Here is a 24,043-nt window from a genome sequence, read left to right as displayed (position 1 = left end):
GCTCACACTCCCGCCGCCCGCGCGACCCGCCCGTACAGGTGCTGAGCGATCGCCATCGGGTCGTCGACCCGCGTCTGGATGTTCCACACGTTCGTCACGTTCCGCTGGACCGGCTGCTGCGGCCTCGACGCCTTCGCCGGAGCCGTCGCCCCCTGCTTCGCGAGGAGCGCGAGCAGGCCCGACTTCTCCGCCAGCTCCGCCGCCCGCTGCGGCTTCGTCAGCGGGATGATGACCTCCGGCCCCGCCTCGCCGACCAGGCCGACCACCGGGGACGTCACGACACCGCCCTCCGCGAACGGCAGCACCGCCCGGACCGCTGCCGGCAGACCGCTCTTGATCTTGCTGACGATCCGCGCCCCGATGTTCCCCAGCGCGTTCACCAACCGGCCCGGCAGCGTCGAGAACAGCGACACGATCGAGGAGATCAGCGAGGACACCGCGCTCCTCGCGCGACCGAGCGCACTCGAGAACGCTCCCGCGATCCGAGACCCGATCGACGACAGCGCCGACCCGATCCGCCCCGGCAGCCCGGAGAAGAACGACACCACCGACGACCCGAACGACCGGGCCGCCGCCAGCGCGGACGACCCGGCCGACCGGAACAGGCTCGACAGCCTCCCCGGGATCGACGAGATGGCCGACGCCACCCGCCCCGGGAGCGCCTGGAAGAACGCCACGGCCGACGACAGGAACGACGTGATCGCCGACCGCGCCGAGTTGAACGCCGACGTCAGGACCGCCAGGACCCGCGACCCGAACGAGGAGATCGCCGACGCCACCCGACCCGGGAGCGCCTGGAAGAACGCGATCGTCGCCGAGATGAACGACGTCGTCGCCGCGGACACCGAGTTGAAGGCCGACACGAACAGCTGGACCAGCGTCGCCCCCAGCGACACGAGCGCGTCGGCGATCATCGTCGGCAGCCGGAAGAAGATGAAGATGATCGCCGCGAGGGCCGTGAGCAGGGCGATACCGACCGCGGCGACGGCGTTGACGAACGCGTCGACGAGGAGCCCCGGCAACGCCGCGAGGGCCGCGCCGATCAGCCCCGGCAGGGACACGAAGAACGCCACGACCGCGTTGAACCCGGTCCGCAGCGCCCCGAGCACCTGCCCCGGCAGCTCGGAGAAGAACGTGACGACCGCGGTGAAGCCGGTCGACAGCGCCGACCCGATCGACGTGAAGAGCTCGGAGAAGAACGTCGAGACCGACGAGCCCAGCGACGACAGCGCCGACACGATCCGTGCCGGCAGGCCGGTGATGAACGTGATCGTCGACGTCAGCCCGGTCACCAGCCCCGTCAGCACCCCGACGACACCCTGGATGATCGGGACGACGGCGCTGATCGCCAGCCAGCCGACGAACGCCGCCGCGATCTCCAGGACCGGGGCGAGGAGCTGCACCACCAGGACGACGAGCGGCGCCAGCGCGGCGACCAGCCCGGCGATCGGAGGCAGCACCGGCAGGAGCGCCGCGACGACCGCAGAGAACGCCTCGATCAGCGGCGGCAGCACCGGCAGCAGCGCGTTGACCAGCGCCGTGATCAGCGGCGTCAGTGCGGCGACGACCTGCGCGAGGACCGTCGCCACCGACGCCAGCAGCGGCGCGAGCTCCGCGATGATCTGCGCGACCGCCGCACCGACCCCGGTCGCCAGCGGCAGCAGCGCGTTGACGAGCTGGACGAACGCCGCGGTGATCGGCGGCAGGATCGGGAGCAGCGCCCCGACGAGGGCCGTGATGATCGGCGCCAGGGCCTCCGCGAGGACCTGCAGCACCGGGGCGAGCGCCTGCGCGATCACCGAGACGAGCTCACCGGCCAGCGGCAGCAGCGGTGTCAGCGCGGCCACCACGGACGCGATCGCCGCACCCAGCGGCCCCAGGCTCGGACCGATCGCCGCGAGCCCCTCAGCGAGGGCCCCCGCGACGACGTCGAGCACCGGGGCGATCTCCGCCAGCGCCGGACCCAGCGAGTTGATCAGCGAGACGATCGCCGGGCCCAGGGTCGTGAACACCGGGGCCAGCGCGGGGGCGATCGCACCGACCTGCGTCACCAGCGCGCCGAGGATCGGCCCGAGCTGCGCCGCGATCGTCGCCAGCGTCCGGAAGACGTTGGCGATCGCCTCCTGGCCCTGCGCCGAGTTGACGAACTCGGCGAACGACCGGGTGATCTGCTGGAGGTTGGCGAGGAACCCGCCGCCAGAGACGTTCGCCGCCTGGAAGACCCCCGACAGAATGTCGCCGATGTTCCCGAGCAGGTCGCCGAACTGGGCGAACGCCGTAAGCGCCTGGTCGACCCAGCGCACCGCGTCACCGCCGGCAGCGATCCGCTGGAGGAACTCCCCGAACCGCTCGCCGAGACCGGAGATCCCCGACTGGAGCTCAGCGCCGAACCGGTCGGAGATGACCGCGGCGACCTGGAGGAAGCCCGCCGTCAGCTTGTTCGTCGTCAAGGCAAGCCCGTCGACCGCCAGGCCGGCAGCGTTCAGGATGCTCTCGACGTTGCTGACGCCCTGCGCCCCCTGGAGGTAGCCCGTGACCCCCAGGGCCGCCCGCCCCCACCCGGCCGCGATCCGCGACAGCCCGGATTCCAGCGGCCCCCCCAGGGCCGCCGCGACCTTCGTGATCTCCCCCTCAAGCTGGGAGAAGAACGCGTCCTGTACCGACGACCGCAGGTCCTCGAACGCGGGCTGCAACGCCCGGACCTCACGGGCCGCAGCCTGCGCCGCCGGAGAGAGGTCCTCCAGCGCCTTGGTGAACTCCTCAGCGGTCCCCGTCAGCGCGGCGCTGAACGCATCGCCGACGCCCTGCAACGCCAGCTTGAGCCCGCCCAGCGCCGCCTGAAACCCGAGGATGACCGCGGGCGCCGCCGCGACGATCCCGACCATCGGCGCCAGCGCCGCGCCCAGGCCGACGATCGACGTCGTCGCGCTCGCCGCCGCGATGCCGATCGCCCCGAACCGGAGCAGCCCGCCCAGGGCCCCGCCCACCCGCCCGGCGACGCCCGCCAGACCAGCCAGCGCGCGAGAGAACCGGTCGGTGTCGGCGTCGACGTTGACCGTGACGTCCGGGGCGTTGTGGGCCCGGATGCGGGCATCGAACCCGTCGAGGTCCGGGACGACCGTGACCTCGAACTCCTCGCCCGCCAGCGCCGCCCGCAGCCGCTCAGCGAACACCGAGGTGTCCGGGAGCACCGGGATGTTGATGCCGTCCAGATCCCGCAGCCCACGCAGGAGCGCCCGATCAAACCGGGACAGATCCGGGAGCACCGGGATGTTGATGCCGTCCAGGTCCCGCAACCCGCTCACGAGCCCCCGGTCGAACCGGGACAGGTCCGGGACGACCCGCACCCGGACATCGTCCAGGGACCGCAGCCCGGCCCGGAGCTGGGAGGCGAACCGGGTCAGGTCCGGCGTCGCCCGAACCACGGCGTCCGGCAGGGACCGCAGCCCGGCCCGGAGCTGCGAGGCGAACCGGGTCAGGTCCGGGGCGACCCGGACCATGGCGTCGGGGAGCCCACGCAGACCGCTGGTGAGCTGCTGCCGGAACCGGGTGAGGTCCGGGGTGATCCGTACCGCCGCGTCCGGCAGGGACCTCAGACCGGCCCTGAGCTGCTGCTCGAACCGGCCCAGGTCCGGGGCGACCGGCACGGTGACCGTGGCCGACGTCGCCAGGCCGGCACGTAGCGCCGCGTCGAAGCCATCGAGGTCCGGGGCGACCGGCACGGTGACCGTGGCCGACGTCGCCAGGCCGGCACGTAGCGCCGCGTCGAAGCCGTCCAGGTCCGGGGCGACCGGCACGAGGAGCGTGGCCGACGTCGCCAGCTCCGACCGGAGCAACGCGTCGAACTGATCCAGGTCCGGCGCGACCGGCACGAGGAGCGTGGCCGACGTCGCCAGCTCCGACCGGAGCAGCGCGTCGAACTGGTCCAGGTCCGGCGCGACCGGCACGAGGAGCGTGGCCGACGTCGCCAGCTCCGACCGGAGCAGCGCGTCGAACTGGTCCAGGTCCGGCGCGACCGGCACCGTCACCGTGGCCGACGTCTCGATGCCGGCACGCAACGCCCGGTCGAAGCCGTCCAGGTCCGGCACCACCGGCACGACGACGGACCGCAGCCCCTCCGCCCCGGACCTCAGCTCAGAGTCGAACCGGCTCAGGTCCGGGAGGGTCTGGACCGTCGCCTCTTCGGTCGCGAGGAGCAGCCGACGGATCGACGCCTGGAACTGGTCCAGGTCAGCGACGACCGGCACCGAGACCGGCGCCAGGTTCCGCAGCCCGCGACGGAGCTCCCGGTCAAACCGGTCAAGGTCCGGCTGTACGACGACGTCGACCGCGGCCCGCAGACCGCGCTCGATGTTCCGGCGGATCGTCTGGCCGATGGTCCGCGTACTGCGGTTGAGCGCCTGCTCGATCCGACGACCGAGATCCCGCGCGTCGGCGACCGCTTCCGTGTCGTCGAGGACGATCGTGATCCGGCCGACGCCGTAGTCCTCTTCGTCGGCCACGGGGCAACCTCACGCGTGCGTGATGATTGCCCGGCCCAGAACCAGCGGCGTGACCAGACTAGCCGCTACGCCTGCCCGTCAGCCGTGCGTCCTCCGCCGCCAGCTGCGCCGTCAACGCCTGCGCCTGCGCCCTCGTCATGCCGGCACCGGGTACACGCACCCGCTCACCCGCAGCAGGACGCCACCCCTGCGGCGGCGCGTACAGCTTCGCCCGGTTCCGCTGACGCTCACTCTCGTCCTCCGCCGTCTGGTCCATCGCGGCCTCAGCGGCGGCCAGCATCGTCCGCAGCGGCCACCGCCGGACGTCTACCCCCTGGAGCGCGAGACTGCCCTCCCAGGCGTCCCACCCGGCCGCGACGCTGGCGAGGAGCCGGTAGACGACGTAGGAGGGCGCTTCCCCGCCCCACCTCCGTACAGCTCGACGACCCACTCAAGGAGCTGCACCAGGATCCGGTCCGGCAGCCGCAGCGAACGGTTCTCGACCCGCGCGCCCTCGACCCCCGCCGCCTTCTCCTCCGCGGCCTCCGGCGACTGGAAGGTGTCCACGACCTCGTCGTCACCGACGACGACGTCCCACCGGGCGATGACCTCCGCCGACTCCGGCAGCATCAGCGACGCCAGGAACACCCGCAGCGCCCCGACCGTCCGGCGCAGGTCCGCGGGGGACGCCTTCGACAGCTCCGACACGTCGACACCGAGACGCTTCTGCGACGTCTGGAGCTGCTCGTACGCGTCCAAGAACTCGTCGCCCATCACCTCCGGCTGGAACAGCAGGGTGACGTCACCGATCGTCGCCTCGTGAGGGTCGACGTTGAGAGCGAATGTTTTGTTGGCCACGGGTGGCTCCAAGATCTCCCGTGCGGACGCCCGGCCCAGAACCAGCGGCGTACGGGGAAGGGTAAGGCACCCGCCCAACCGCTGATCTACCTCAAGTCGCGTATGCCGGCCACGAGGACGCGGAAGGCTCCCGGCATGAGCATCTTCCCCCGACGGGATACCGTTCCCTACGCGGGTACGCCGGTCCCGGTCGGCGACCGAACCCCCCGGGTCACTCCTTGCCCGGGGGGTTCGCTCTACCGCCCCAACCGGAGCGCACGACCCAGGAAGTTGTTCGGCTTCGTCCCCGGATGCCGCACCAGCTTCGCGAACACCACGTCGCCGCCGACCTCGAACCTCAGCGCCTTCCGGCGGCGCGGCCGGATCAGGTGCGGACGCGTCCCGTCCAGCACGAACCTGGTGGCCGGGTGATCGCACGTAATGACCCCCTGGAGCCCCTGCGGGCCCTCCGTCACCTCCCAGGACACAAACCGGCCCATACGGCCCGGAGCCTCCCGCTCAGCGATCCGCGCCGTCCGCTCCGTCCGGGCCGCCAGCCGACGCGCGACCGTCCCGTTCCGCAGCCGCAGCAACCGCGCCAACTGGCCCGGCGGAATGCTCACCTCGACCGGCATCAGGACTCCTCCGGACAACGACACCCGGGCAACGCCACCGTCACCCGCTGCTCCACACCCACACACCCGCCGTCCGGGCCCACCGCCCGCTGCTGCCCCAGCGAGAAGATCCGCCCGCGCGGCCTCGTCGACGTCCCCGGCAGGCAGCACAGGAGCGCGTTCTGCACCGTCACCATGTCCACATGCAGCACCCGGGCCGCCCGCGACAGCTCCTCACACGACGGCGGACACCCGTTCTCGTCCATCGTCGGGGCGCACCGGAGCAGCGTCACGAGGAGCTCGACCGCGATCACCGACGGCGGAGTGCAGCCCCTCACGCCCTGGACGAGACGCTTCTCGCCCATCGGCGACGGGAACTCCTCCAGGCTCGTCGGGTACGTCCGGACGACCGACACCGACAGCTGCCCCCCGGCCTCGTCGTCGCTGCACGGGTCTTCGCAGGAGTCCCAGGCCGGTTGTCCCGGCACGAGACAGGCCCGGCAGTCCGGACACCCCGGCTGCCCCTCGACGTCGACAGCAGCGGCGTCCAGGGCCGTGCAGACGCACGCGAGGACCGCCTCAGCGACGTCGTTGATGGCCAGCGGTGTGAGCGACACGGCTCAGTCCTCTCCCGGCCGGGTCACGGCCACGTCGTCACCCGGGGCCGCCTGAAGTCCGGACTGTAGACCCGCGAAGGCGACGCCAGCCGGTACGGGTTCACCGCCATCAGCCACATGTCGACCAGCGGCAGCCCGGTCAGGCCCTCCGAGTACAGCATCGTCGGGTCCGGCATCTCCATGTCGACGCCCTGCCGGCTCAGCCGCGTCACCCGCCGGTTCACCTTGCAGCCGCACGCCCCCGGCGAACAGCCGCTCAGGAAGTGACACACGAGCTCGCTGACGGCCGCGGTCGCCGCCTCGTCGAGGGGAAGCCCCCACCGGTACGTGACCGTGAACGTCCCCTCGCTGCCGGCAGGCGCGCCCATGTCCTGGCAGTCCGGCCAGCACCCCCCGTCGGTACGCACCAGCCGCCCCGGCGCGTCGACCCGGTACGCCTCCGGCGCCAGGACCTCCCCGTCGACGTTCACTTCGGTGACGTCGTACACGGGCCCCGGCAGATACACCTCACACAGCTCGCCACAGGAGCAGTCCGAACGGCACCCGCAGACCGACGCGTTCCGCCACAGCCCGTCAGAGCCGATGTACGGGATCCACGGCCCGGCCGACCCCCAGGTCACCGCCAGCGGGTACGAGTCCAGGCACGTCTTCCGGCACGGCCGCACGGTGACCGGACACGGCCCCCAGCGGCGCCCCGACAGGGCCCACAGGATCTGTGAAGCGACCGCCGTCCACCGGTCGACCTCCGCCTGCTCCATCCCCTCCGGGACGTCACAGCACAGCGCGGTGGGCCACGCCTCGCACGGGCCGACCTGTAGCGCCATCACGCCCTCCCGGGAGTCTCGTACCGGCACGGGGCCGGGAATGCTCGGCGGATGAACTGGCCCACCATGCCGTTGTCGAAGGAGTCCGGCATCGTCGACAGGAACGCGCTGTCGGGCCCGAAGCCACGCGGCCCGCGGTGCATGACCTTCACGTCCTGGAGCTCCTCGCCACCGATCTCGGCGAGGACCCCGTACAGCGTCCGCTTGTGAAGGACGTCGATATGCCGGCCAGCGTCGAGGGCCTTCACCATGCCGGCCTTCTCGACCGGCAGCGGCACGTGCAGCTCGTACGACACCGGGGCCGGATGCCCGAGCTCCGCCAGCAGCGCCCTCGTCTCCCGCAGGCCGCGCAGGTATGCCCCGGTCTGCCGGGCCGCGTAGTACGCCTCTACCCGGTCGGCCGGGCCCCGGTGGTACACCGGCATCCCCCCGTCGACCGGCCGCATCACGAAGAAGTCGTCATCGCACAGCACGAACGTCGGCGAGACCTCCGGGTGCTCACACGCCGCGCGGACCGCCACCGTCGTGTTCTGCCACTTCGTGCCCGTCTGCCTCGTCGGGATATGGCCGGCACCGCGCACCCACTGCGGATAGCCGCCGACCAGCCACACCCGACGGTGCGGGAGGTTCGCCGCCCAGGACCGCAGCGCATACCTGAGCTGCTGGTTCTGGTAGCCCTCCCGCACCGGGACGACCAGGTCGGGCGCCTCCACGTCAGGACGCCAGGCAGACGCCACCGGTGACCGGCGTGTAGTCGCAGACCACGGTCGGAGGCGCGATCGTCGTCGTGAACGTCCTGCGGTGGCAGGTGTTCCCCAGCGGCGTCAGGAGCGTCCCCGGGGTGTTCGCCGCATCGATCGGCATGACGTCGTACGGGCCGACGCCCCACCCGCCTCCGGCCCGCGTCGACCCGGTCAGCGTCAGGTCGACCGCCGTGCTCCCGAGCTCCATGTCGCCGAGGAGCCCGTTCGTGATCCACGGCAGCAGGAAGTAGATCCACTGACCTTCCGCGCCTTCCACGCACTCCTCGCCGATGACCTCCGCCCAGAGCTCCAGGGCGAAGCCCGTGTTGCACTGCACCGAACAGTCGTCGTACCCGATCGGCGCACCGTCGTAGCCGAAGACGACCGGGTTGCCCGTGGTCAGCTCGATGAACTCCGGCGACAGGGCGAAGAACGACAGCTCGACGTCGTACCCGTTGAACGTCGGGCACCCGCGCTTGAACCCGCACTGCCGGCCGTTCGCGGCCCGGTACTCGACGTCCTCGCCCTCGTCGACGTTCGGGTTCATGGCGAGCGTCGCGAAGCAGTCGAACACGAAGCCGTTGTCCTCGCCACAGACGGGACGGCCGCAGCTGTCGAGGCGGGTCACGCGGATAACGTCCGCGTTCGCGATCAGGGGACAGGGCATCAGGGCCTCCAACACACCAGGGGGTGTTGGCCCGGCCCAGAACCAGCGGCGCTACCACCCCAGCATAGCGAGGTAGCAGCGCCGCAAGCCGTGGCGTTCCCGTCCTACTTGCCCTTGGACTTCGCCGCCGCCCTGGTCTTCGGCGCGGTCGACGCCGACCGGACGAGGCCGCCCATGTTCACCGGCTGCGGCGGCCGGTGCTCGGCGAGCAGCGCGGCGTACTCCTCCGCCGTGATCTCCACCCACCCCTCCGGCGGGGGGAAGAAGCCGCCGGACCTCCGGACGGACGTGCTGTCCGGCGACCGGTAGTAGACGTGCGCCATCGTGGGCTCCTTACGGGGTGTTCGTCGTCGTGACGATCGTGGCGTCCGACGTCCAGTTGTTGATGGTCACCGTTCCGGCGATCACGTTGATGGCGGGGAACATGGTGACGTTGGAGCCGGTCGTCGCCGGGATGTTCCACAGCGCCTCGTTCGCGGAGCCGCTCGCCCGGATGTGCCCGGCGACGCCGAGCGGGGTCAGCTGACCCCACAGCGGGCGGACCTGGGGGGCGCCGCCGTCCTGGATGACGACGTAGCCGACCTCGAAGACCGCGTCTGCGCTGAACTCCAGGTCGAAGTCGCCGCTGTTCGTGATGACGTAGCCCCACGGCCGGCAGTTGTTCCCGATGAAGTTCGGCGGGACGTTGAACTGCTGGATCGCGCCCGGGTCGATGACGGACCAGCCGCCGGTCGGGCCGATCGGGTCGAGGACGCCGCCGAGGAAGTGCTCCACGTAGATGTGATCCTCCGCCGAGAAGTGCTCCGGCGGGGTCCACAGGCGGTTGGTGTTCGGGTCGCACTTGAGCGTGGACTCGGTCGCGACGTCGCACGTCCAGGGCCACGCCTCCTGACCGGCCTCCGGCGCGACGATCAGCGGGTCCAGCGCGGTACCCGCCCCGTCGAGACCACAGCCGGTCACCAGCGCGGCGGCCGTGCTGTAGAGCCCGCCGTCCGTACCGAAGATCGTCGCGTTCCCGGCGTCCGTCGACAGCCGCGCGGAGATCAGGCCCGTCACCGGGTCGTACGACGCGCCGTCACCAGCGGAGAAGCAGGTGCGCACCTGGGCGCACTCCAGGTACAGCCCGTCAGGACCGGCGTTGATCAGGTTCGTTCCGCCGCCCGGGGGCGCCGGGTCGAGGATCACCGCACCCGACACGACGTACGGGTCCAGCGCCGTACCGGTCCCGGTCACGGTCGTGTCGACGGTCGGCGTGTCCAGCGCCTGAATCGTGGTCCCGCCGCCCGGGGTGTAGATCCCGCCGTCGCCGCCGAACGTCGTCACGTTGCCCGGGTCGGTCGACACCCGGGCCGCGATCACCCCGGTGACCGGGTCGTAGTCGATGCCGTCGCCTTCGGTGAAGCAGGTCCGCACCTGCGTGCACTCCAGGTACAGGCCGTCGGCGCCCAGCCGGATCAGGTTCGTCCCGCCGTCGGGCGGGGTCGGGTCGAGGCGGACGTCCGAAGAGATCACGTACGGGTCGAGAGCCGTGCCGGTGCCGGTGAGCGTCGAGTCGATGGACGCCGTATCGGAGACCTGCACGATGGTGCCGCCGCCCCCGCCGCCGACGGGCGCCCACAGCCCGCCGTCGCCCCCGAACTGGACAGCGTTGCCACCGTCCGTGGAGATGCGGGCCGCGATGACCCCGGTCACCGGGTCGTAGTCGATGCCGTTGCCTTCGGTGAAGCACGTCCGCACCTGCGCGCACTCCAGGTACAGGCCCTCACCGGTCTGGCCGATCAGGTTCGTCCCGCCGCCCGGAGGCGTCGGGTCCAGCTTGACGACGCTGGTCAACACGTACGGGTCCAGGGGCGTCCCCGTGCCGGCCAGCGTGTGGTCGATGGTGTCGGAGTCCTGGGCGACGAGCTGCCCGGCGGCCGGGGTGTAGACCCCTCCGTCCGGGCCGATCGTCGTCGTGTTGCCCGGCTGGTTGGAGATCTGGACGTCGAACTCCCCCGTGGCCGGGTTGTAGTCCAGCCCGTCACCAGCCGACACACACGTCCGGACCTGCGCGCACTCCAGGTACAGGCCCTCCGGACCGGAGCCGATGAGGTTCGTCCCGCCGCCGGGCGGGGTCGGGTCGAGGATCACGTCCGCGGTCACGACGTACGGGTCCACGGCCGTGCCGGTGCCGGCCAGGGTCATGTCCACCGTGTCGGTGTCGTCGACCTCGACCTGGCCGGACGACGCGGTGTAGACACCGCCGTCGCCCCCGATCGTCGTCGTGTTGCCCGGCAGGCCGCTGATCTGGACGTCGAACTCGCCCGTAGCCGCGTTGTAGTCCAGCCCGTCACCAGCAGAGAAGCACGTCCGGACCTGGGCGCACTCCAGGTACAGGCCCTCAGCGTTGGACTGGATGAGGTTCGTCCCGCCGCCCGGAGGCGTCGCGTCGAGCTTGACGACGCTGCTGATGTTGTACGGCGACCCGGCCGACCCCGTGCCGGAGATCGTCATGTCCACCGTGTCGGTGTCCGTGACCTGGACCACGGTCTGATCGGCGCTGATCACGTACGGGGAGGTCGCCGACCCGTTGCCGGTGATCGTGATGCGGTCGCCCGCGTTGATGACGCAGGAGCACGTAGTGCGGCAGCAGGTGGCCATCGGGCTTCCTCCTCACGCCTGTACGGCGTGCACGAGGTGAAGGCCCGGCCCAGAACCAGCAGCTACCGCCCAGCATAGCCAGGCGCCCGCCCCCCGCCCGGGGGCCGACGACCCGCTACGCCCCGGCCGAACGGCGCGGCACGGCGCTGCCGGCAGCGAGCTCCCGCACCGTGTCCGCCCACGCGGCGAGCTCCCGCCGCGCCTGGTCGGCCAGGGCCTCGCTGCGGGCGTACGCCGCGGCGACGGCCGCCGCCCTCCGCGGCCCGTCCGCGTACAGCTCGCCGACCGCTTCCGTCCAGGCCCCGACGTCGGCCCGGTCGAGGAACAGCGCGGCGTCGCCGAGCGCCTCCCGGAGCCCCGGGGTGGGGTGCGCGATGACGGGGATGCCGGAGGCGAGCGCCTCGACGGCCGCCATGCCGTACGACTCGTACAGGGACGGCATCAGCAGCACCCGCGTGTGGGCCCACACGTCCCGCCGCATGTCGGAGGTCTGGCCGATGATCCGCGCGTTCGGCGGACGAGGCATGGTGAGCTGCTGGCCGTGCGCCCCGGCGACGCCGAGGAACGGCAGGTGCGGCAGCTCGCCCGCGACCGCCCGCCACGTCTGTACGCCCTTGTCGGCCGACATGTTGACCAGCGTCACCCGGTCCCCCGCCGCCTCCGTCCGGTGCTCCTCCGGGCGTACGGGGGGCCGCACGATCAGCGTCGGGATCTCCCGGACCTCGACGTACCGGGGTGCGAGCGAGGCCCGTACCCACTCCGTGTTGATGACGACGAGGTCGGGCCGGGCCGCGAGGGACCGGGCGGAGTAATCGAGGTCGGAGTGGATCAGCATGACCGGCCGCGCCCCGATCCTGCGGGCGACGGCCGTCGCGCGAGCCGCGTAGTTGTGGTGCGTGATCAGGACGTCCGGCCGCATCCCCGTCAGGAACAGCTCGGCGGGCTGCGTGCCCAGCCGCACGTACGGGACACCGTCGACCTCCCAGGACGGCGGGGAGTCCGGCATCGAGGAGCAGACGACGAGGACCGGCAGCCCAGCAGCCTTGAGAGCCCGCATCATCGTGTGCAGCATCGTCTCCGACCCGGCGCGCCGGTAGGGGACGCCGTAGTGGATCCACGCCACGACCTTCACCGGCTGCCCGGCGAGCGGGTCGTCAGGGATCGGCGTGCGCGCCATGGCCCGTGCCGGCGCAGGCAGGAGCCGGACACACGCCTCCTCGAACTCCCCGACGTCGATGTCCCCCTGATCGATGACCAGGCGGCGCACGTCGGACAGGCCCGCGGTGAGGCGGAGCACCTTCGCGTCCCGCCGGTCGACGACCACGACTTGCGGGCGCACGGTCTGCAAGGCGTGCCACCAGAAGCCGAGCCCCCAGAACGACATGCCGTCCTCGACGCACGGCCCGGCCGCTCCCCGGCCCACGGAGAGGCTCACGCCCTCGTCCGCGCACGGGCCCGGCTGGGCGCGCCCGGAGATGACCACGTGGACGTCATGGCCGGCAGCGGCCATCGACCGCAAGTGCGCCTGCTGCTCGTACGCGGGCAGGAACGCGAGGATTCTCACCGGGACCACCAGAAGTAGGCGAGGACGTCGCCGACGAGCTCGCCGCGGATCGTCCCGGACCGGGACAGCTCCGCCCGCATCCCGTCGGCGGTCCAGTGGTCGACGTGCGTCTCGTACGGGTTGCCGTACACCGCGCCCTGGTCCAGGTGCAGGACGGGCACCGAGACGATCAAGTGGCGGGCGTGCGCCCGGACCTTCGTCAGCAGCCGGACAGCGTCCGGGCGCGGCATGTGCTCCAGGACGTCACCGGCGATGACCAGATCCGCCCGGTAGAACGGGCCGACCAGGCGCCGGGCGTCAGCGACCACAACGGCGTCGTACAGGCCGCGCAGGCCGAACCGGGAGACGTAGGGCTCCCACGCCTCTACGGCCGTCCAGCGGGCCGCGCAGGGCCGTTCCCGGAGCTCTTGGGCGTACGTGCCGGACCCGGCTCCGATGTCGACGACCGTGAGCGGTGCGATCTCCCGGTACCAGGTGCCGGCAGTGCCCTTGCCCTCGCTGTCGCTGTAGGGCATCAGACTCCCTGACCCGGCTCGATCGCCAGCAGGTGCACCGTCGCGCCCACAAGAGGCTGAGGCACCTGCAGAACCGAGATGCCCAAGATCACGACACCGGGAGACTGGCGGACGTTGACCGTGCACGAGGACGCCGACAGGGCCGTGACCCTCGCCTCCGTCGCGTTGGTGTTCGTGGTCTGGAGCCCCACAGACACGACCGGCGCCACGGGGAACGCTGGGCTGAACGTGAAGGTCGCGTTCCCCGCCCCGTCTGAGACCGCCGTACCGGCGAAGACCCGGCGGGCCGCAGTCGGGGCCACGACCCACGTCGCTCCGTCCGACTGCACCCGCCTCGTACGCCCGCGCAAGACGCTCAGGGAGGCCGCAAGGACCCCGTCGACGGTGAACGGGTTCCCGGGCCCTGAGGACGTCCACACGGCCGTGGCCAGGCCGGTATTGGTCAGGTCGTGCGTGCGCCCGGCGACGCCCGTCGGGTCGGGCAGCGACTCAGCGGCCGTCGCCGTCTCGATGACCAGCGAGTCGGTGTTGTGCAGGGGCATGGTCTAGCCTCCGGTCGGACGTGCCTACACCCAGTCGTCGAATGCCTTGTTGACCAGCCGACCGACGTTCGCGCCGGTACTGGTCTTGGTGAACTGGCCGCCCTCGATCACGGAGCTGACGTGCGAGTGCGGGCCCGTGTTGAGCGTGGACTCGCCCGCGACCCGGCACCGCACGAACGTGCCTCCCGGCTGGACGTTCACAGTCGCCTGGGTCTCGATGGTCGAGTTGTCGATGGGCTGGGGAAGGGCCGGGTCCTCGACGTTCAGCGTCGCCCCATTGGTCAGCGCGAGGCGGACGAAGCTCTGGGACGGCGTGCCGGCCAGGGCCGAGTTCAGGTTGATCGTGGTCGTCCCCATCCCGGAGGACTGGAGGACAGAGTCCGTGTTGGTGGACCCGGTGCCGTTCTGGGTGATGTTGAACTGCGCGCCGAAGCACCCGGTCACGGTCAGGCCGCGCGTCGCCCCGGCGGCGCCGACCATGAAGACGTTGCCCCTGCACGCGTTCATCTGGAGCACCGCGGCCCCGTTCTGGGCGATGCCTCCGCCCGCGATGTAGTTGCCCTGCTGCATGGTGACGCTGCCCGTGCCGGTCGCGGCCACGGTGACCCCATTGGAGCGCCGGAAGGTGAACGTCGTCAGGTTCAGGGACGAGGTCGACCCGGCCGCCGTCTGGATGCGGGACTCGCTCATGTCGCCGTCGATGAGCGTCGCGTTGCCGTTGCCCGCGAAGTCCAGCGCGGGCCCCGCGGTGACGTACGGGGTGACGCGAGTGCGGAAGATGCTCAGGATTCCGCCGCCGCCAAGCTCGGCCTCGCTCGTACCGGCAAGCCTCCCGAGGAACGTCGACGCCGTAAGGGTCACGTTGCCGGTGCCGGTGATGTTCATCCGGAACCGGTCCCGGATGACCGTGCCTCCGGACAGGGTCTTGTTGCCGGCAGCGGTCCCCGTGATGGTCAGCGTGGTCGTCGCGTCGAGGACGGAGGAGTCGGTGAGTGTGAACGTCCCGGCGCCCGCGTTGGACACCGTGGCGGCGGTGATCGTCGACCTGGTGGCCACCATGTTCGCGCCGGTCGTGACCGTCGCTCCTCCGGTGACCTCCGTGTCCGTCCAGGCCCCGGCCGTCTTGCCGGTGAAGTCGACCGTGGAGCCGACGAAGCGACAGTTCGTGATCGCCCCTACCTGCGCGCCCATGGCCGTCAGGACGGCATCCTCGGCGTAGTTGTCCCGCAGGGTTGCCGAGCCGAGGTGCCAGGGCCATTGCGTATGGACCGTGGCGGCGTCAGCGTCCACGTCCTTCACGGTGTTCCCGAAGTCGTCGCGCAGCTCGGTGATCTTGTTCGCGGCGAGGTCGTAGATGCCCGGCCACGCCTCCGGGGCGAAGGTCGTGAGGACCCGCGCCGTCTGGCCGAAGGCGGTCGGGCTGACCGGGTTGAGCTCGATCTCGGTCGGGCTCGTGTTCCCCGCCGTGCCGATCGTCGGGGTGTCCGTGTGCAGGACTACCACGCAGTTCTCCCGCAGCCCGCCCCCGGCCGCCAGCGCCAGCGCCTCCGCGCGGGTCATGCGCGGGGCGTAGGCGCACTCTGGAGTGCCGGGCGGGGTGAAACTTCCTGACGTACTCACAACGGCTCCTGAGCTAGGTGTTGAGGAGTTCGAGGCGGAACCGGATCGGGGGCTGCACCGACACGTTGTTGAAGTGGACGGCGAGCGTGCTCCCCCCGTTCATCCGGACCGTGCCCGACGAGGCGGACTGAGGCGGCCCGGACAGGTACGTCAGGCGGGCACGATGGCCGCCCCCGAACACGTTCGAGAGCCGCTGTTCCCCGACGTCCATCCCGATCAGGTTGGTAGGCCACGTGATCGCGGGGAACCCGGCGGCGGTGAAGGCGATGAAGGCCGCGCCGGAGGGCTGCCCGTTCCCGTTGTCGCCGAAGCTCATCTCTACCGTGCTGACGCTGGTCCACGTGAAGGACGGATTGCCGACGACCGGGTCGTAGCAGGCCCCGGTGAGCGTCCACCCGGTGGCGGAGGACGGGGCCGGCACGACGTCGCACATGTTCTCTGCCGTGCCTGACGGGTCGTCCCCGAACGCGCCGGAGGTCATCGTCAGCGTCGGCGTGGTGAACGGGGTGGGCTGGTCGCAGCTCACGACGTCCGCGTTGGCGACGAGGTTGCCGTACTGGTCGTACCACTCCAGCGTGGTCCCCCGTCGGCACGCGAACACCGTCTCGAAGGTGAGGAGCTGGAGCTCCCGCCAGAATGGGGCGGCGCTCCCGCCGATCTGCTTGTCCAGGGTGCGCAAGACGACCCGGTCCACCCCGGTCAGCTCCAGCCCAAGGGGGAGCGTGTGGACGGTCGGGCCCGGCCCGTTGGCGCTCTGGAACGTCTGCGTGGTCAGCAGCGTCGCCCCGGCGTAGAACTCGGCGGTGAAGTGGTTCAGCCCGTCGGCGTCGGTCAGGATGCCCCCGCCCTGGTTCCACAACTTGAGGCCCCGCACCCGGCCCTGTGGGCTGGTGTGGGTGTACTCGACCCGGAGCGTCGTGCTCGGGGTGTTCCCCACCGTCGTGGTGTACCCGGAGAGCGCGCTGGAGTTCGTGACTCCGTCGATCGTGAGGGCGAGGTTCGTCGGGTTCCACCCGGCCTGTGACGCGGTCTCGGCGACCCCGGTGAACTGGACGCCGACGAGCGCGCAGCCGGTCTCTCCGATGAAGCAGCAGTTACACGGGACGGGCATCGTCTTGCCTCCTTCCGGTAGGACGGGGCGGGCCCTGGAGCCCGCCCCGTGTCGACGACGTCCCTAGCGCTGCGTCCAGACCACCGCGGTGTTGCCTCCGATGGCGTCGATGGACTGCGGGCCGGTCAACGTGTTCGCGTCCTCCGCCGTCCACGTCGCGGAGTATCCGGCGGGCAGACCGGCCATGACCGTCCCGTCCGCGTCGGTCACCGTGGCGGTCCCGGACAGGACCGTCAGCGTCACGCTGGTCAGCGTGCCGGCCACGTCCGCGCCCGGAGTCCACGCCGCGTCAGCGTCCCCGACCACCCGGCCCTGTGCCGTGAGGGTCGCTACCGTGCTGCCGGGGCACGCCACGATGTTCGCCTGGGTGATCGTGGCGCCCGTGACCGAGTCGATCAGGGTCACGGTGCCGTTGTTCGCCCGGATCGCGGTGCCCCGGCCCGACCCGGTGTTCGTGCACAGCTCGTCGGCGATGACCTGCGGGCAGCAGTCGGAGCAGAGCCCGACCGTGCCGACCGGAGCGAACGCGGCGCCCGCCAGCGTCGTGTTCGTCGTGGAGACGAGGACGCCCGTGACCGAGTTGAACCGGAACAGGCGGATGAACGGGGTGCCGTTCCCGTCGCACAGCACCTCTTCCACGAAGTCCGTGTCCGACTGGATCGTCTGGGCGCAGACCCCGACCGCGCCCGTCGGCACGAACGGCGCACCGGCCAGGGTGGTGTCGGTGAACCCGGAGACCGCGCCGTTCGCCCCGTAGGTGTACGTCCGGATGAACCGGTTCGGGGTGCCCGCGCTGTCGCACAGGATGAACGACTCGCTGTCGCCCGCCTCCGCGCAGGCGCCGACCGCCCCGGTGGGCGTGTACGTACCGCCCGCGAAGGTGTTGTCCACCACGGCGGTCACGAGACCGTCAGCGTCGCGGACGTACGTCCTCACGAACCGGGTCGGGACGCCCGCGTTGACGTCGCACAGGACGACCGACTCACTGTCGGCGACCGTGCCGGCCGAGGTCGACGCCGCGGCGCACGGCACGACCGTGAAGCCGTCCGCCGTGGGGTCGAGGAAGTTCCCGAGCGCGTCGAAGAATGCGAGCCCGTTCGGGGTAACCGGGGTGTTCGGGATGGAGTCCTGGTGCCGCGCCCAACCCGCGTGGAGGGTGTCCCCGGTGGACGTCAGCGTGTAGCAGATCGCTTCCCGGTCGGCGGTGTCCGGCTGGCAGAGCTGGACCGTGCCCGTCACCGTGTACGGCGTCGTGCCGTCCAGCTCCCAGTCGTTCACTGCGCCCGCGAAGCCGCCCTGTGCCGGCAGGTACAGCACCGACCGGAGGAACGGCACCGCCGTGCCGTCGAGCTGGACGTCGCAGAGCACCAGGTTCTCAAGGTCCCCGCTGCCGACGGAGCAGGTCGTGACGGTGCCGGTCGGGTTGTACGGGTTGCCGTCCGGGTCGACGTTCTCGGAAGCGATAACGTCGCCGTTGGCGTCGAAGATGATCCGCCGCAGGAACGGGATCACGACGTTGTTGGGCTGCCGGTCGCACAGCTCCACGATCTCGACGTCCGTCGCGCCGCACTGCCGGACCTCGCCGACGACCGTGTACCCGCCTCCGCCGAGGGTGAAGTCCCGGAAGCTGTTCAGCTGCGCCTGGTTGGTGGCGTCGAGGGACTGGACGTACTTGCGGAGGAATGGCCCGTTGTCGTCGCAAAGGATCTGGTCGGCCATGTACCGGCTCGTGGTGCACGGGCCGGGCGTCCAGGTGTCCGGGGCGATCGGGGCGCCGTCAGTGCCGAGGAACAGCACTTGGAGCGTGCCGCCGGACGGGTCGGTGACCATGACCCGGATCGCGTTCTGGGGGACACCGCCGACCGTGGCGCACACGATGTCGGAGGCGAGCATGTTGGACAGCGCAGAGCCGCCCTCGCCCTCGCTCGTCTCGGGCAGGCAGCATCCCGGGGTGGGGACCTGCGCCCAGAACTCGGCGTTGGTCAGGGTCTCGCCGGTGTCGACCTTCTGCCAGCCCACGACGGCGCCGCCTGCACACTGCGGCTGCCAGAACGAGCAGATCGTGTTGGTGGTCGTCTCCTCGGTGACGACCACACAGGTGTCGTCGTCGGTGGTGGCGGTCGCGCGCCGGTCCGGGCGGTCGATGTAGGCCCGCATGTCGGTGAACAGGCCACCACGGGCGCCGGAGACAGGGTTAGTGGAGGACAGCGCCAGGGTGTAGGTGCTGCCGGCGTTCAGCGGGATCGTCTGGGAGAACTGCGTCCACGGGTTCGGGCCGCCGTTGTTCGTGACACTGGCCGGGTTGCTGGTGTCATCGATCAGGTCGCCGTTCTGGGCGTCATCCGTGTCGCCGTTGTCCAGCGTGATCCGGTGCGTCTCCCCCGGATCACGCGCGCCGTGGACGACCCGGATGATGAAGTTGCCCGTCGCGGGCGCCTGGAAGGTCTGCCAGATGGTGCTCAGGCCGCCGGGCGGCGGCCCGTCCGAAGTCATCTCCTGGACCGGGGTACCGCGGGGGGTCGGGGTCACGTTGGACCCGTTGACGATGTCCTGTCCCCAGATCTCGAAGGTCCGGCCGACGTCGTTGGTCTCCCAGCCTCGGTTCGCGACGCTCGTGCACAGGGCGTCGTTGGCAGGCTGGTTCCCGGGGAACGGCCCGGGGTCGTCCTCCCGGGACAGGAGCCGGAATCCGTAGTTGCCCTGAGAGACAGGCGGGTCCAGCGGCGGGAACTCGTTGTACGCCGGGTTCTGGATAAGGTCCTGGCCCGCGTTGTAGACCAGTTCGATCAGGTCCGGCGGGCTCTGGTCGAGGCGCACGCACTCGATGTGCACGGTCATCGGCTGGGCCGCGCCGCACACCTGGGGCACGCCGGCATTCGGGTTCGTGATGGTGACCGTGGCCGCCGCCGGGACGCGCCCCTCGATGAAGGTGGTCAGCTCCTCCCGGAAGGTCTCGCCGTCCGGGTCGTCGACCTCCCAGGTGATCCCAGCCGCGTGGCTGACCGCGTCGACCTGGAGCGACTGGACCGCGAACCCGGGGTTGATCGGGAGGGTGATGTCGTACTGCCGGCCTGGGTGCTCCACAGGGCCCGTCGTGGTCGACGTCTGGCAGAACTGCATCGGCGGCAAACAGGCGGCGTCCGGGCAGGGCTGGAGGGTGCCCTGCGGGACGTACGGGTTGCCGGTGGCCGGGTCCACGAACGTGGGCGCGCCGGTCGGGTTGCCTTCGGTGTCGTACTCGTACACCGCGAGCGCGGTCCCGAGGAGATTGCCCTCTGCGTCGAGGTCACACAGAACGATCTGCTCGACGTCGACCGCGTCCGCCCCGGCCCCGCCGGAGTCGCACGGCAGCGGCTGGAACGGCGGAGTCGTCACGGAACCCTCCAGGGTGGTGAATGAACATTCCTGCGTGACGAGGTACTCGCCGCCGCCCTGCGCCTGCTCGGTGAAGCGGGCCCGGTAGTAGTAGGTGGTGCCCTCGGTGAGTCCGGTGAAGGTGTGCGACGGCGACAGGTCGTCGACCGGCTCGGAGGGCGCAGCGGTGTACGGGCCGCCGGGGGCCGTGGCGATCTCCCAGACGACGCTGTCCTGGTTGCACGGGCCGGAGACGTTCACCCGCCCCGACGTCGCGCCCAGGGCCACGTCGCCGCTGGTCTCGGTGGTGTCCGGGACGAGGCACGTGAACGTCGGGTACGGCTCGGTGTGCGTCGGGCCGCAGACGAACCGGTCCACCTCCGTGTCGGTCTCGTCGTAGAGGACGATCTCCAGCCAGTAATCCGTGTCGGCCAGCAGCTCGGCCGGGCCGCCCACGCCGAACACGGTCTGATCGGCCGTGGAGAACCCCAGCCGGTTGCTCGGCGCGGGGGCGCACTCGTTGCTCAGCGCGGTCAGCGGGGCGGCGCTGAACGGCCCGGCCGCCGCAGTACCGATGTTGATCTCGAACTCGTACCCGGCCGCCTGATCCGTGTCCCACGGAGGGCTGGTGACGTCGTGCGTGAGCTGCTGACGCCACCAGTTCCGCGTGACGTTCGTCGACGTCCCGCAGTCGAAGTAGCCGTTAGGTGAGGGCATCGGTCAGGCTCCCTTGCCGTGCTTCTTGCGGCGGTGGGTGGCCAGGCCCCGGTCGGAGGCGTACGACCGGCCGCAGTCCTCGCAGACGTGCGCCCCGTCGGCCGGCACGTCGTCGCCCCCGTGGTCGCCCTCGTCGTCGCCTTCGTCGGCGGCTGGAGCGTCTTCCAGCGGCGCGAAGTCCGGAGGGGCGAGCGGGACACTGTCAGGCCCGTACGCGCCCTCTGGGAGGTCCGGCAGGCGGTCGCCCGGGACGGCTTCCCGCATCGGGACCAGGAGCTCAGGCCCCTGCTCGCCGACCAGCGCGGTAGGCGGCTGTCCGGGCTCGTCCTCGTACGGGGAGACGTACCGGTGCCCGTCGACCGTCGACCCGATCAGGACCTCTTCGGGGACGGCGGTGAACAGGCCGGCAGGGACGGCGAACACGGAAGGCGACACCGTGCGGACCTTCGGCGTCTGCTGGGTGGCCCAGACGGCGAAGGCGCGCCGCTGCTCCGGGGCGGGCTGGACGTGGATCAGATGGCTCATCACCGGCCCCCTACTCGCAGAGCCGGACGCGGACGGCGGCGGCCCTGCAGCAGGCGACTTCGACGACGAACCCGCGCTCGACGAGGACGCGGCGGTCGTTGGTGCGGATGTCGACAGCCTGGCTGTCGTCGTCCGGTACCGGCACCGGAGGCTCCTGGCGGACACGGATCGGCCCAGTGGCGTACAGCCATCCCTCACCGGGCTCGGCGACCGTGCAGTCCGGGGGCCCGACGTTGATCGCGTATCCGGCGCCGAAGACGATGCAGTTCCCGACCGCCGTCTCCGGGGAGCCGTCGACGAACCGGATCAGGTTGCAGCAGCCCATCAGCGCCCCGGCCCCGACCGGGACGTGGAGGACTCCGGTGCCGCCGTACTCGACACCGAGCCACGATTCCAGGGCGCCGACGCCCTGGGCGATGGAGAGCGCCCCGGCTTCGGGGGTCAGGTCCTCGCCCTCCGTACAGAGGAACTCGCGCATGAACCACTCTTCGAGTGCGCGCTGCTCGCCCATGCGGAGGGTCTGGGTCGCGTGCTCGAGTGCCTCCGCGTACGACCAGCCGACGGTCGAGCACTCCGCCCCGGCGTAGATCGCGACCGGCGGCGCCGAGCACACGCCGGGACGTGCGAACTCCTTCGCCGGCACCGGGTCGGGCGGGTCGCCGTCCGGGCACCAGTCGGTGTCATGGGCGTCCGCGCAGGACAGCGGGCGCCACTCCGTACCGAGGAGCTCGTGAGGGTCGGTGACGTCGATGACCGTCGTGCAGCCGGACAGGATCCCGTGGGGCAGCGGCGTGCCCGGAACGGCCTCGACGTACCGGCGTAGTCCTGCTGAGGGCATCGCGCGCCTCCGTTGTCGTCTCGTGGTGACGCGGCGGACCCGCAGTCAGGTCTACGGGGCCGCCGCGCGTACGGGGGCGGAGGTCAGGCCGCGGGGCAGGACATGAGCGTCTGCGCGCCGGTCTCGCCGGACGGGCAGACGGGGACGGTCACCAGGCGAGTGTCGACCGACCGGTCCACGAGGGCGTTGCACTCCTCCGAGAAGAGGGCGGTGTAGTCGTTGGTGACGAACTTGTTCGAGTCGTGGATCACGCCGAGGTTGACCTCAGCGCCACGGCCGATCTGGATCTGACCCGCCGGGTAGATGAGGAAGCTGACCTCATCCGGCCACACGGTGGCGGGGGCGGGTCCGCCGATGCCTCCGGGGAGGACGCCGTCACCGGCACCGATGCCGCGCGCCCACTGGATGCGGACGCCGAGGGGCGTGAAGAGGGCCTGTACCTGGGCGGTGGTGACGTCGTCGATGGAGACGCCGTTGCGGCGCGCCAGGTCAGCGAGGAAGAGGTTGCGGGTCCACCAGGGGAAGACGACTTCGAGGCTGATCGAGTCACAGAAGGAGTGACGCTCGATCATGTCGGCGGCCTGGAGCGCGACGGCGGAGAACACCGGGGAGAGGGCGCCGAACGTCGCGGCGAGGGGGACCGGGGTGGCCGTGGCCACGGCGGCCGTGAAGAGCTCCTGCTTGACGCGGATCTCGTGCGCGACCATCGCGAGGCGCAGGTAGAACGCGGTGAGCTCCGGGAAGTGGCGCTGCGTCAGGATGCCGGACTCCAGGCAGACGCCGACCGCGTCACACCGGACCTCCAGCGGGTCCGGGCAGGGGATCGTGAAACAGGGCTTGGTGTTGCCCGCGATGTCGTCGGCCTCCGTGTGCACCCAGGTCATCGCGGCGATGTCGAGGGACGGCGTCTTGAAGTACCGGATGCCGCCCCTGCTGAGCTGGATCTCGGGCGCGTCCCACAGCATGTCCGGGCAGGCGACTTCAGCGATGCTGTACACGGTCTCTGACGGGGCGCACCAGCCGCCGGAGGCGACCAGGTCGCCCTGGGGCAGGCGGCGCTGTCCGGAGGCGGCGAGGGACACCGTGGTGCCCTCCGGGGCCGACCCTGCGTCGTTGACGACGAGGTCGTCCGGGAAGGGGTGCATGTACGAGGCGACGAGGGACTTCCCGCCGCCGGTCTTCGCGAGGGCGTTCGCGCGGGCGATCGTGCCCGGGATGAGGTCGGTGAACTCCAGCGCGCTGCCGGGGCGGTGGCCGGGGACATCGACGGACGCGGTGAAGCGGGTGCCCGGGGGCGTCGGCTCCGGCACCGCTCGGCGCTGGGGCTGGCGGCGGATGGCGGCCAGGTTCATCGCCGGGCGCGGGGGCGCGGCCGCGGTGACGGGCTCCGGCTCGGCGGCCGGGGCGTCGTCGGTCGCCTCCGGCTCCGCACCGCCCTCCGGGTCCGCGTCGGCGGCCGGGGCGTCGTCGGTGGCCTCCGGCTCCGCTGCCGGCCCACGGACCTGAGCGGACAGGGCTTCGATCTCCTCCGCCGCCTGGCGGGCCGCTTCGAGGCGCCCGGCCTGCTCGGTGCGGATGGTCTCGATGTTCCCCGCGAGGGCGCGGATGTCGTCGAGGTCTTCCGTCGTGATGCTGGTGGCGCTGGACCGGGTCTCGAACTCGGCGATCGCGGCGTCGAGGAGCTCGGACAGCTGGACGTCGTCGAGGGGCGTGATGTCCTCAGGGAACTCGAATGCCATGGGGGCAGCTCTCCATCAGGTGATCGAGATGGGAGCCCGGCCCAGAACCAGCGGCGCTAGAAGCCAGCATAGCCAGACGTCTAGCGCCGCTGCCG

The 24,043-nt window shown here is 71.3% G+C and carries 18 protein-coding genes; all 18 read right to left on the bottom strand.

The window, feature by feature from the left end:
- Positions 1-2: 2 nt before the first annotated feature.
- Positions 3-4,502, bottom strand: a complete 4,500-nt coding sequence (locus tag MUK52_RS14555; RefSeq protein ID WP_284576860.1) for a hypothetical protein — start codon at positions 4,500-4,502, stop codon at positions 3-5.
- Between the two features lie 306 nt (positions 4,503-4,808).
- Complete coding sequence (locus tag MUK52_RS14550; RefSeq protein WP_284576858.1) at positions 4,809-5,339, bottom strand: hypothetical protein; 531 nt, start codon at positions 5,337-5,339, stop codon at positions 4,809-4,811.
- Between the two features lie 236 nt (positions 5,340-5,575).
- Complete coding sequence (locus tag MUK52_RS14545; protein WP_284576856.1) at positions 5,576-5,953, bottom strand: hypothetical protein; 378 nt, start codon at positions 5,951-5,953, stop codon at positions 5,576-5,578.
- A complete protein-coding gene (locus MUK52_RS14540; protein ID WP_284576854.1) occupies positions 5,953-6,549 on the bottom strand; it encodes a hypothetical protein in 597 nt (198 codons plus the stop codon). The genes MUK52_RS14545 and MUK52_RS14540 overlap by 1 nt, the downstream gene beginning before the upstream one ends.
- Before the next feature lie 23 nt (positions 6,550-6,572).
- Complete coding sequence (locus MUK52_RS14535; RefSeq protein WP_284576852.1) at positions 6,573-7,373, bottom strand: hypothetical protein; 801 nt, start codon at positions 7,371-7,373, stop codon at positions 6,573-6,575.
- Entirely contained in the window at positions 7,373-8,086 is a 714-nt protein-coding gene (locus MUK52_RS14530; protein ID WP_284576850.1) for a hypothetical protein, read from the bottom strand. Before MUK52_RS14530 ends, MUK52_RS14535 begins: the two co-directional genes overlap by 1 nt.
- Position 8,087: 1 nt before the next feature.
- Positions 8,088-8,783 (bottom strand): hypothetical protein, encoded by a 696-nt coding sequence (locus MUK52_RS14525; protein ID WP_284576848.1) that lies wholly within the window; start codon positions 8,781-8,783, stop codon positions 8,088-8,090.
- Positions 8,784-8,887: 104 nt separating this feature from the next.
- Positions 8,888-9,106, bottom strand: coding sequence for a hypothetical protein (locus MUK52_RS14520; protein WP_284576846.1), 219 nt, complete (start codon positions 9,104-9,106; stop codon positions 8,888-8,890).
- A 10-nt stretch (positions 9,107-9,116) separates the two neighbouring features.
- Positions 9,117-11,423, bottom strand: a complete 2,307-nt coding sequence (locus MUK52_RS14515) for a hypothetical protein (protein WP_284576844.1) — start codon at positions 11,421-11,423, stop codon at positions 9,117-9,119.
- A 115-nt stretch (positions 11,424-11,538) separates the two neighbouring features.
- On the bottom strand, positions 11,539-12,987 hold the full coding sequence (locus MUK52_RS14510) for a glycosyltransferase family 4 protein (protein WP_284576842.1): 1,449 nt from the start codon (positions 12,985-12,987) through the stop codon (positions 11,539-11,541).
- Positions 12,984-13,502, bottom strand: coding sequence for a class I SAM-dependent methyltransferase (locus MUK52_RS14505; RefSeq protein WP_284576840.1), 519 nt, complete (start codon positions 13,500-13,502; stop codon positions 12,984-12,986). Before MUK52_RS14505 ends, MUK52_RS14510 begins: the two co-directional genes overlap by 4 nt.
- A complete protein-coding gene (locus MUK52_RS14500; protein ID WP_284576837.1) occupies positions 13,502-14,044 on the bottom strand; it encodes a hypothetical protein in 543 nt (180 codons plus the stop codon). The genes MUK52_RS14505 and MUK52_RS14500 overlap by 1 nt, the downstream gene beginning before the upstream one ends.
- A 24-nt stretch (positions 14,045-14,068) precedes the next feature.
- Complete coding sequence (locus MUK52_RS14495) at positions 14,069-15,604, bottom strand: hypothetical protein (protein WP_284576835.1); 1,536 nt, start codon at positions 15,602-15,604, stop codon at positions 14,069-14,071.
- Between the two features lie 73 nt (positions 15,605-15,677).
- Positions 15,678-16,775 carry a hypothetical protein gene (locus tag MUK52_RS14490; protein WP_284576833.1) on the bottom strand — a complete coding sequence of 366 codons (1,098 nt, stop codon included), beginning with the start codon at positions 16,773-16,775 and terminating at the stop codon, positions 15,678-15,680.
- Positions 16,776-16,838: 63 nt separating this feature from the next.
- Entirely contained in the window at positions 16,839-20,846 is a 4,008-nt protein-coding gene (locus MUK52_RS14485; RefSeq protein WP_284576830.1) for a hypothetical protein, read from the bottom strand.
- A gap of 3 nt (positions 20,847-20,849) precedes the next feature.
- Complete coding sequence (locus MUK52_RS14480) at positions 20,850-21,371, bottom strand: hypothetical protein (RefSeq protein ID WP_284576828.1); 522 nt, start codon at positions 21,369-21,371, stop codon at positions 20,850-20,852.
- A gap of 10 nt (positions 21,372-21,381) precedes the next feature.
- Entirely contained in the window at positions 21,382-22,209 is an 828-nt protein-coding gene (locus MUK52_RS14475; protein ID WP_284576810.1) for a cupin, read from the bottom strand.
- A gap of 83 nt (positions 22,210-22,292) precedes the next feature.
- Positions 22,293-23,948, bottom strand: a complete 1,656-nt coding sequence (locus MUK52_RS14470) for a major capsid protein (RefSeq protein WP_284576808.1) — start codon at positions 23,946-23,948, stop codon at positions 22,293-22,295.
- Positions 23,949-24,043: the final 95 nt, after the last annotated feature.

Origin of the sequence: Streptomyces sp. 2P-4 (genome assembly GCF_030167965.1) — a bacterium.
Taxonomy (GTDB): Bacteria; Actinomycetota; Actinomycetes; order Streptomycetales; family Streptomycetaceae; genus Streptomyces; species Streptomyces globosus_A.
The sequence above is the reverse complement of the archived record's forward strand: the minus strand, read 5'-3'. Positions and strand labels throughout refer to the sequence as shown.

What these genes read in the sequence shown, in the direction of transcription:
- MUK52_RS14545 (WP_284576856.1), bottom strand. Translation starts at nt 5,953, where the DNA reads ATGCCGGTCGAGGTGAGCATTCCGCCGGGCCAGTTGGCGCGGTTGCTG.
- MUK52_RS14535 (WP_284576852.1), bottom strand. Translation starts at nt 7,373, where the DNA reads ATGGCGCTACAGGTCGGCCCGTGCGAGGCGTGGCCCACCGCGCTGTGC.
- MUK52_RS14525 (WP_284576848.1), bottom strand. Translation starts at nt 8,783, where the DNA reads ATGCCCTGTCCCCTGATCGCGAACGCGGACGTTATCCGCGTGACCCGC.
- MUK52_RS14520 (WP_284576846.1), bottom strand. Translation starts at nt 9,106, where the DNA reads ATGGCGCACGTCTACTACCGGTCGCCGGACAGCACGTCCGTCCGGAGG.
- MUK52_RS14515 (WP_284576844.1), bottom strand. Translation starts at nt 11,423, where the DNA reads ATGGCCACCTGCTGCCGCACTACGTGCTCCTGCGTCATCAACGCGGGC.
- MUK52_RS14505 (WP_284576840.1), bottom strand. Translation starts at nt 13,502, where the DNA reads ATGCCCTACAGCGACAGCGAGGGCAAGGGCACTGCCGGCACCTGGTAC.
- MUK52_RS14500 (WP_284576837.1), bottom strand. Translation starts at nt 14,044, where the DNA reads ATGCCCCTGCACAACACCGACTCGCTGGTCATCGAGACGGCGACGGCC.
- MUK52_RS14495 (WP_284576835.1), bottom strand. Translation starts at nt 15,604, where the DNA reads ATGACCCGCGCGGAGGCGCTGGCGCTGGCGGCCGGGGGCGGGCTGCGG.
- MUK52_RS14490 (WP_284576833.1), bottom strand. Translation starts at nt 16,775, where the DNA reads ATGCCCGTCCCGTGTAACTGCTGCTTCATCGGAGAGACCGGCTGCGCG.
- MUK52_RS14485 (WP_284576830.1), bottom strand. Translation starts at nt 20,846, where the DNA reads ATGCCCTCACCTAACGGCTACTTCGACTGCGGGACGTCGACGAACGTC.
- MUK52_RS14480 (WP_284576828.1), bottom strand. Translation starts at nt 21,371, where the DNA reads ATGAGCCATCTGATCCACGTCCAGCCCGCCCCGGAGCAGCGGCGCGCC.
- MUK52_RS14475 (WP_284576810.1), bottom strand. Translation starts at nt 22,209, where the DNA reads ATGCCCTCAGCAGGACTACGCCGGTACGTCGAGGCCGTTCCGGGCACG.
- MUK52_RS14470 (WP_284576808.1), bottom strand. Translation starts at nt 23,948, where the DNA reads ATGGCATTCGAGTTCCCTGAGGACATCACGCCCCTCGACGACGTCCAG.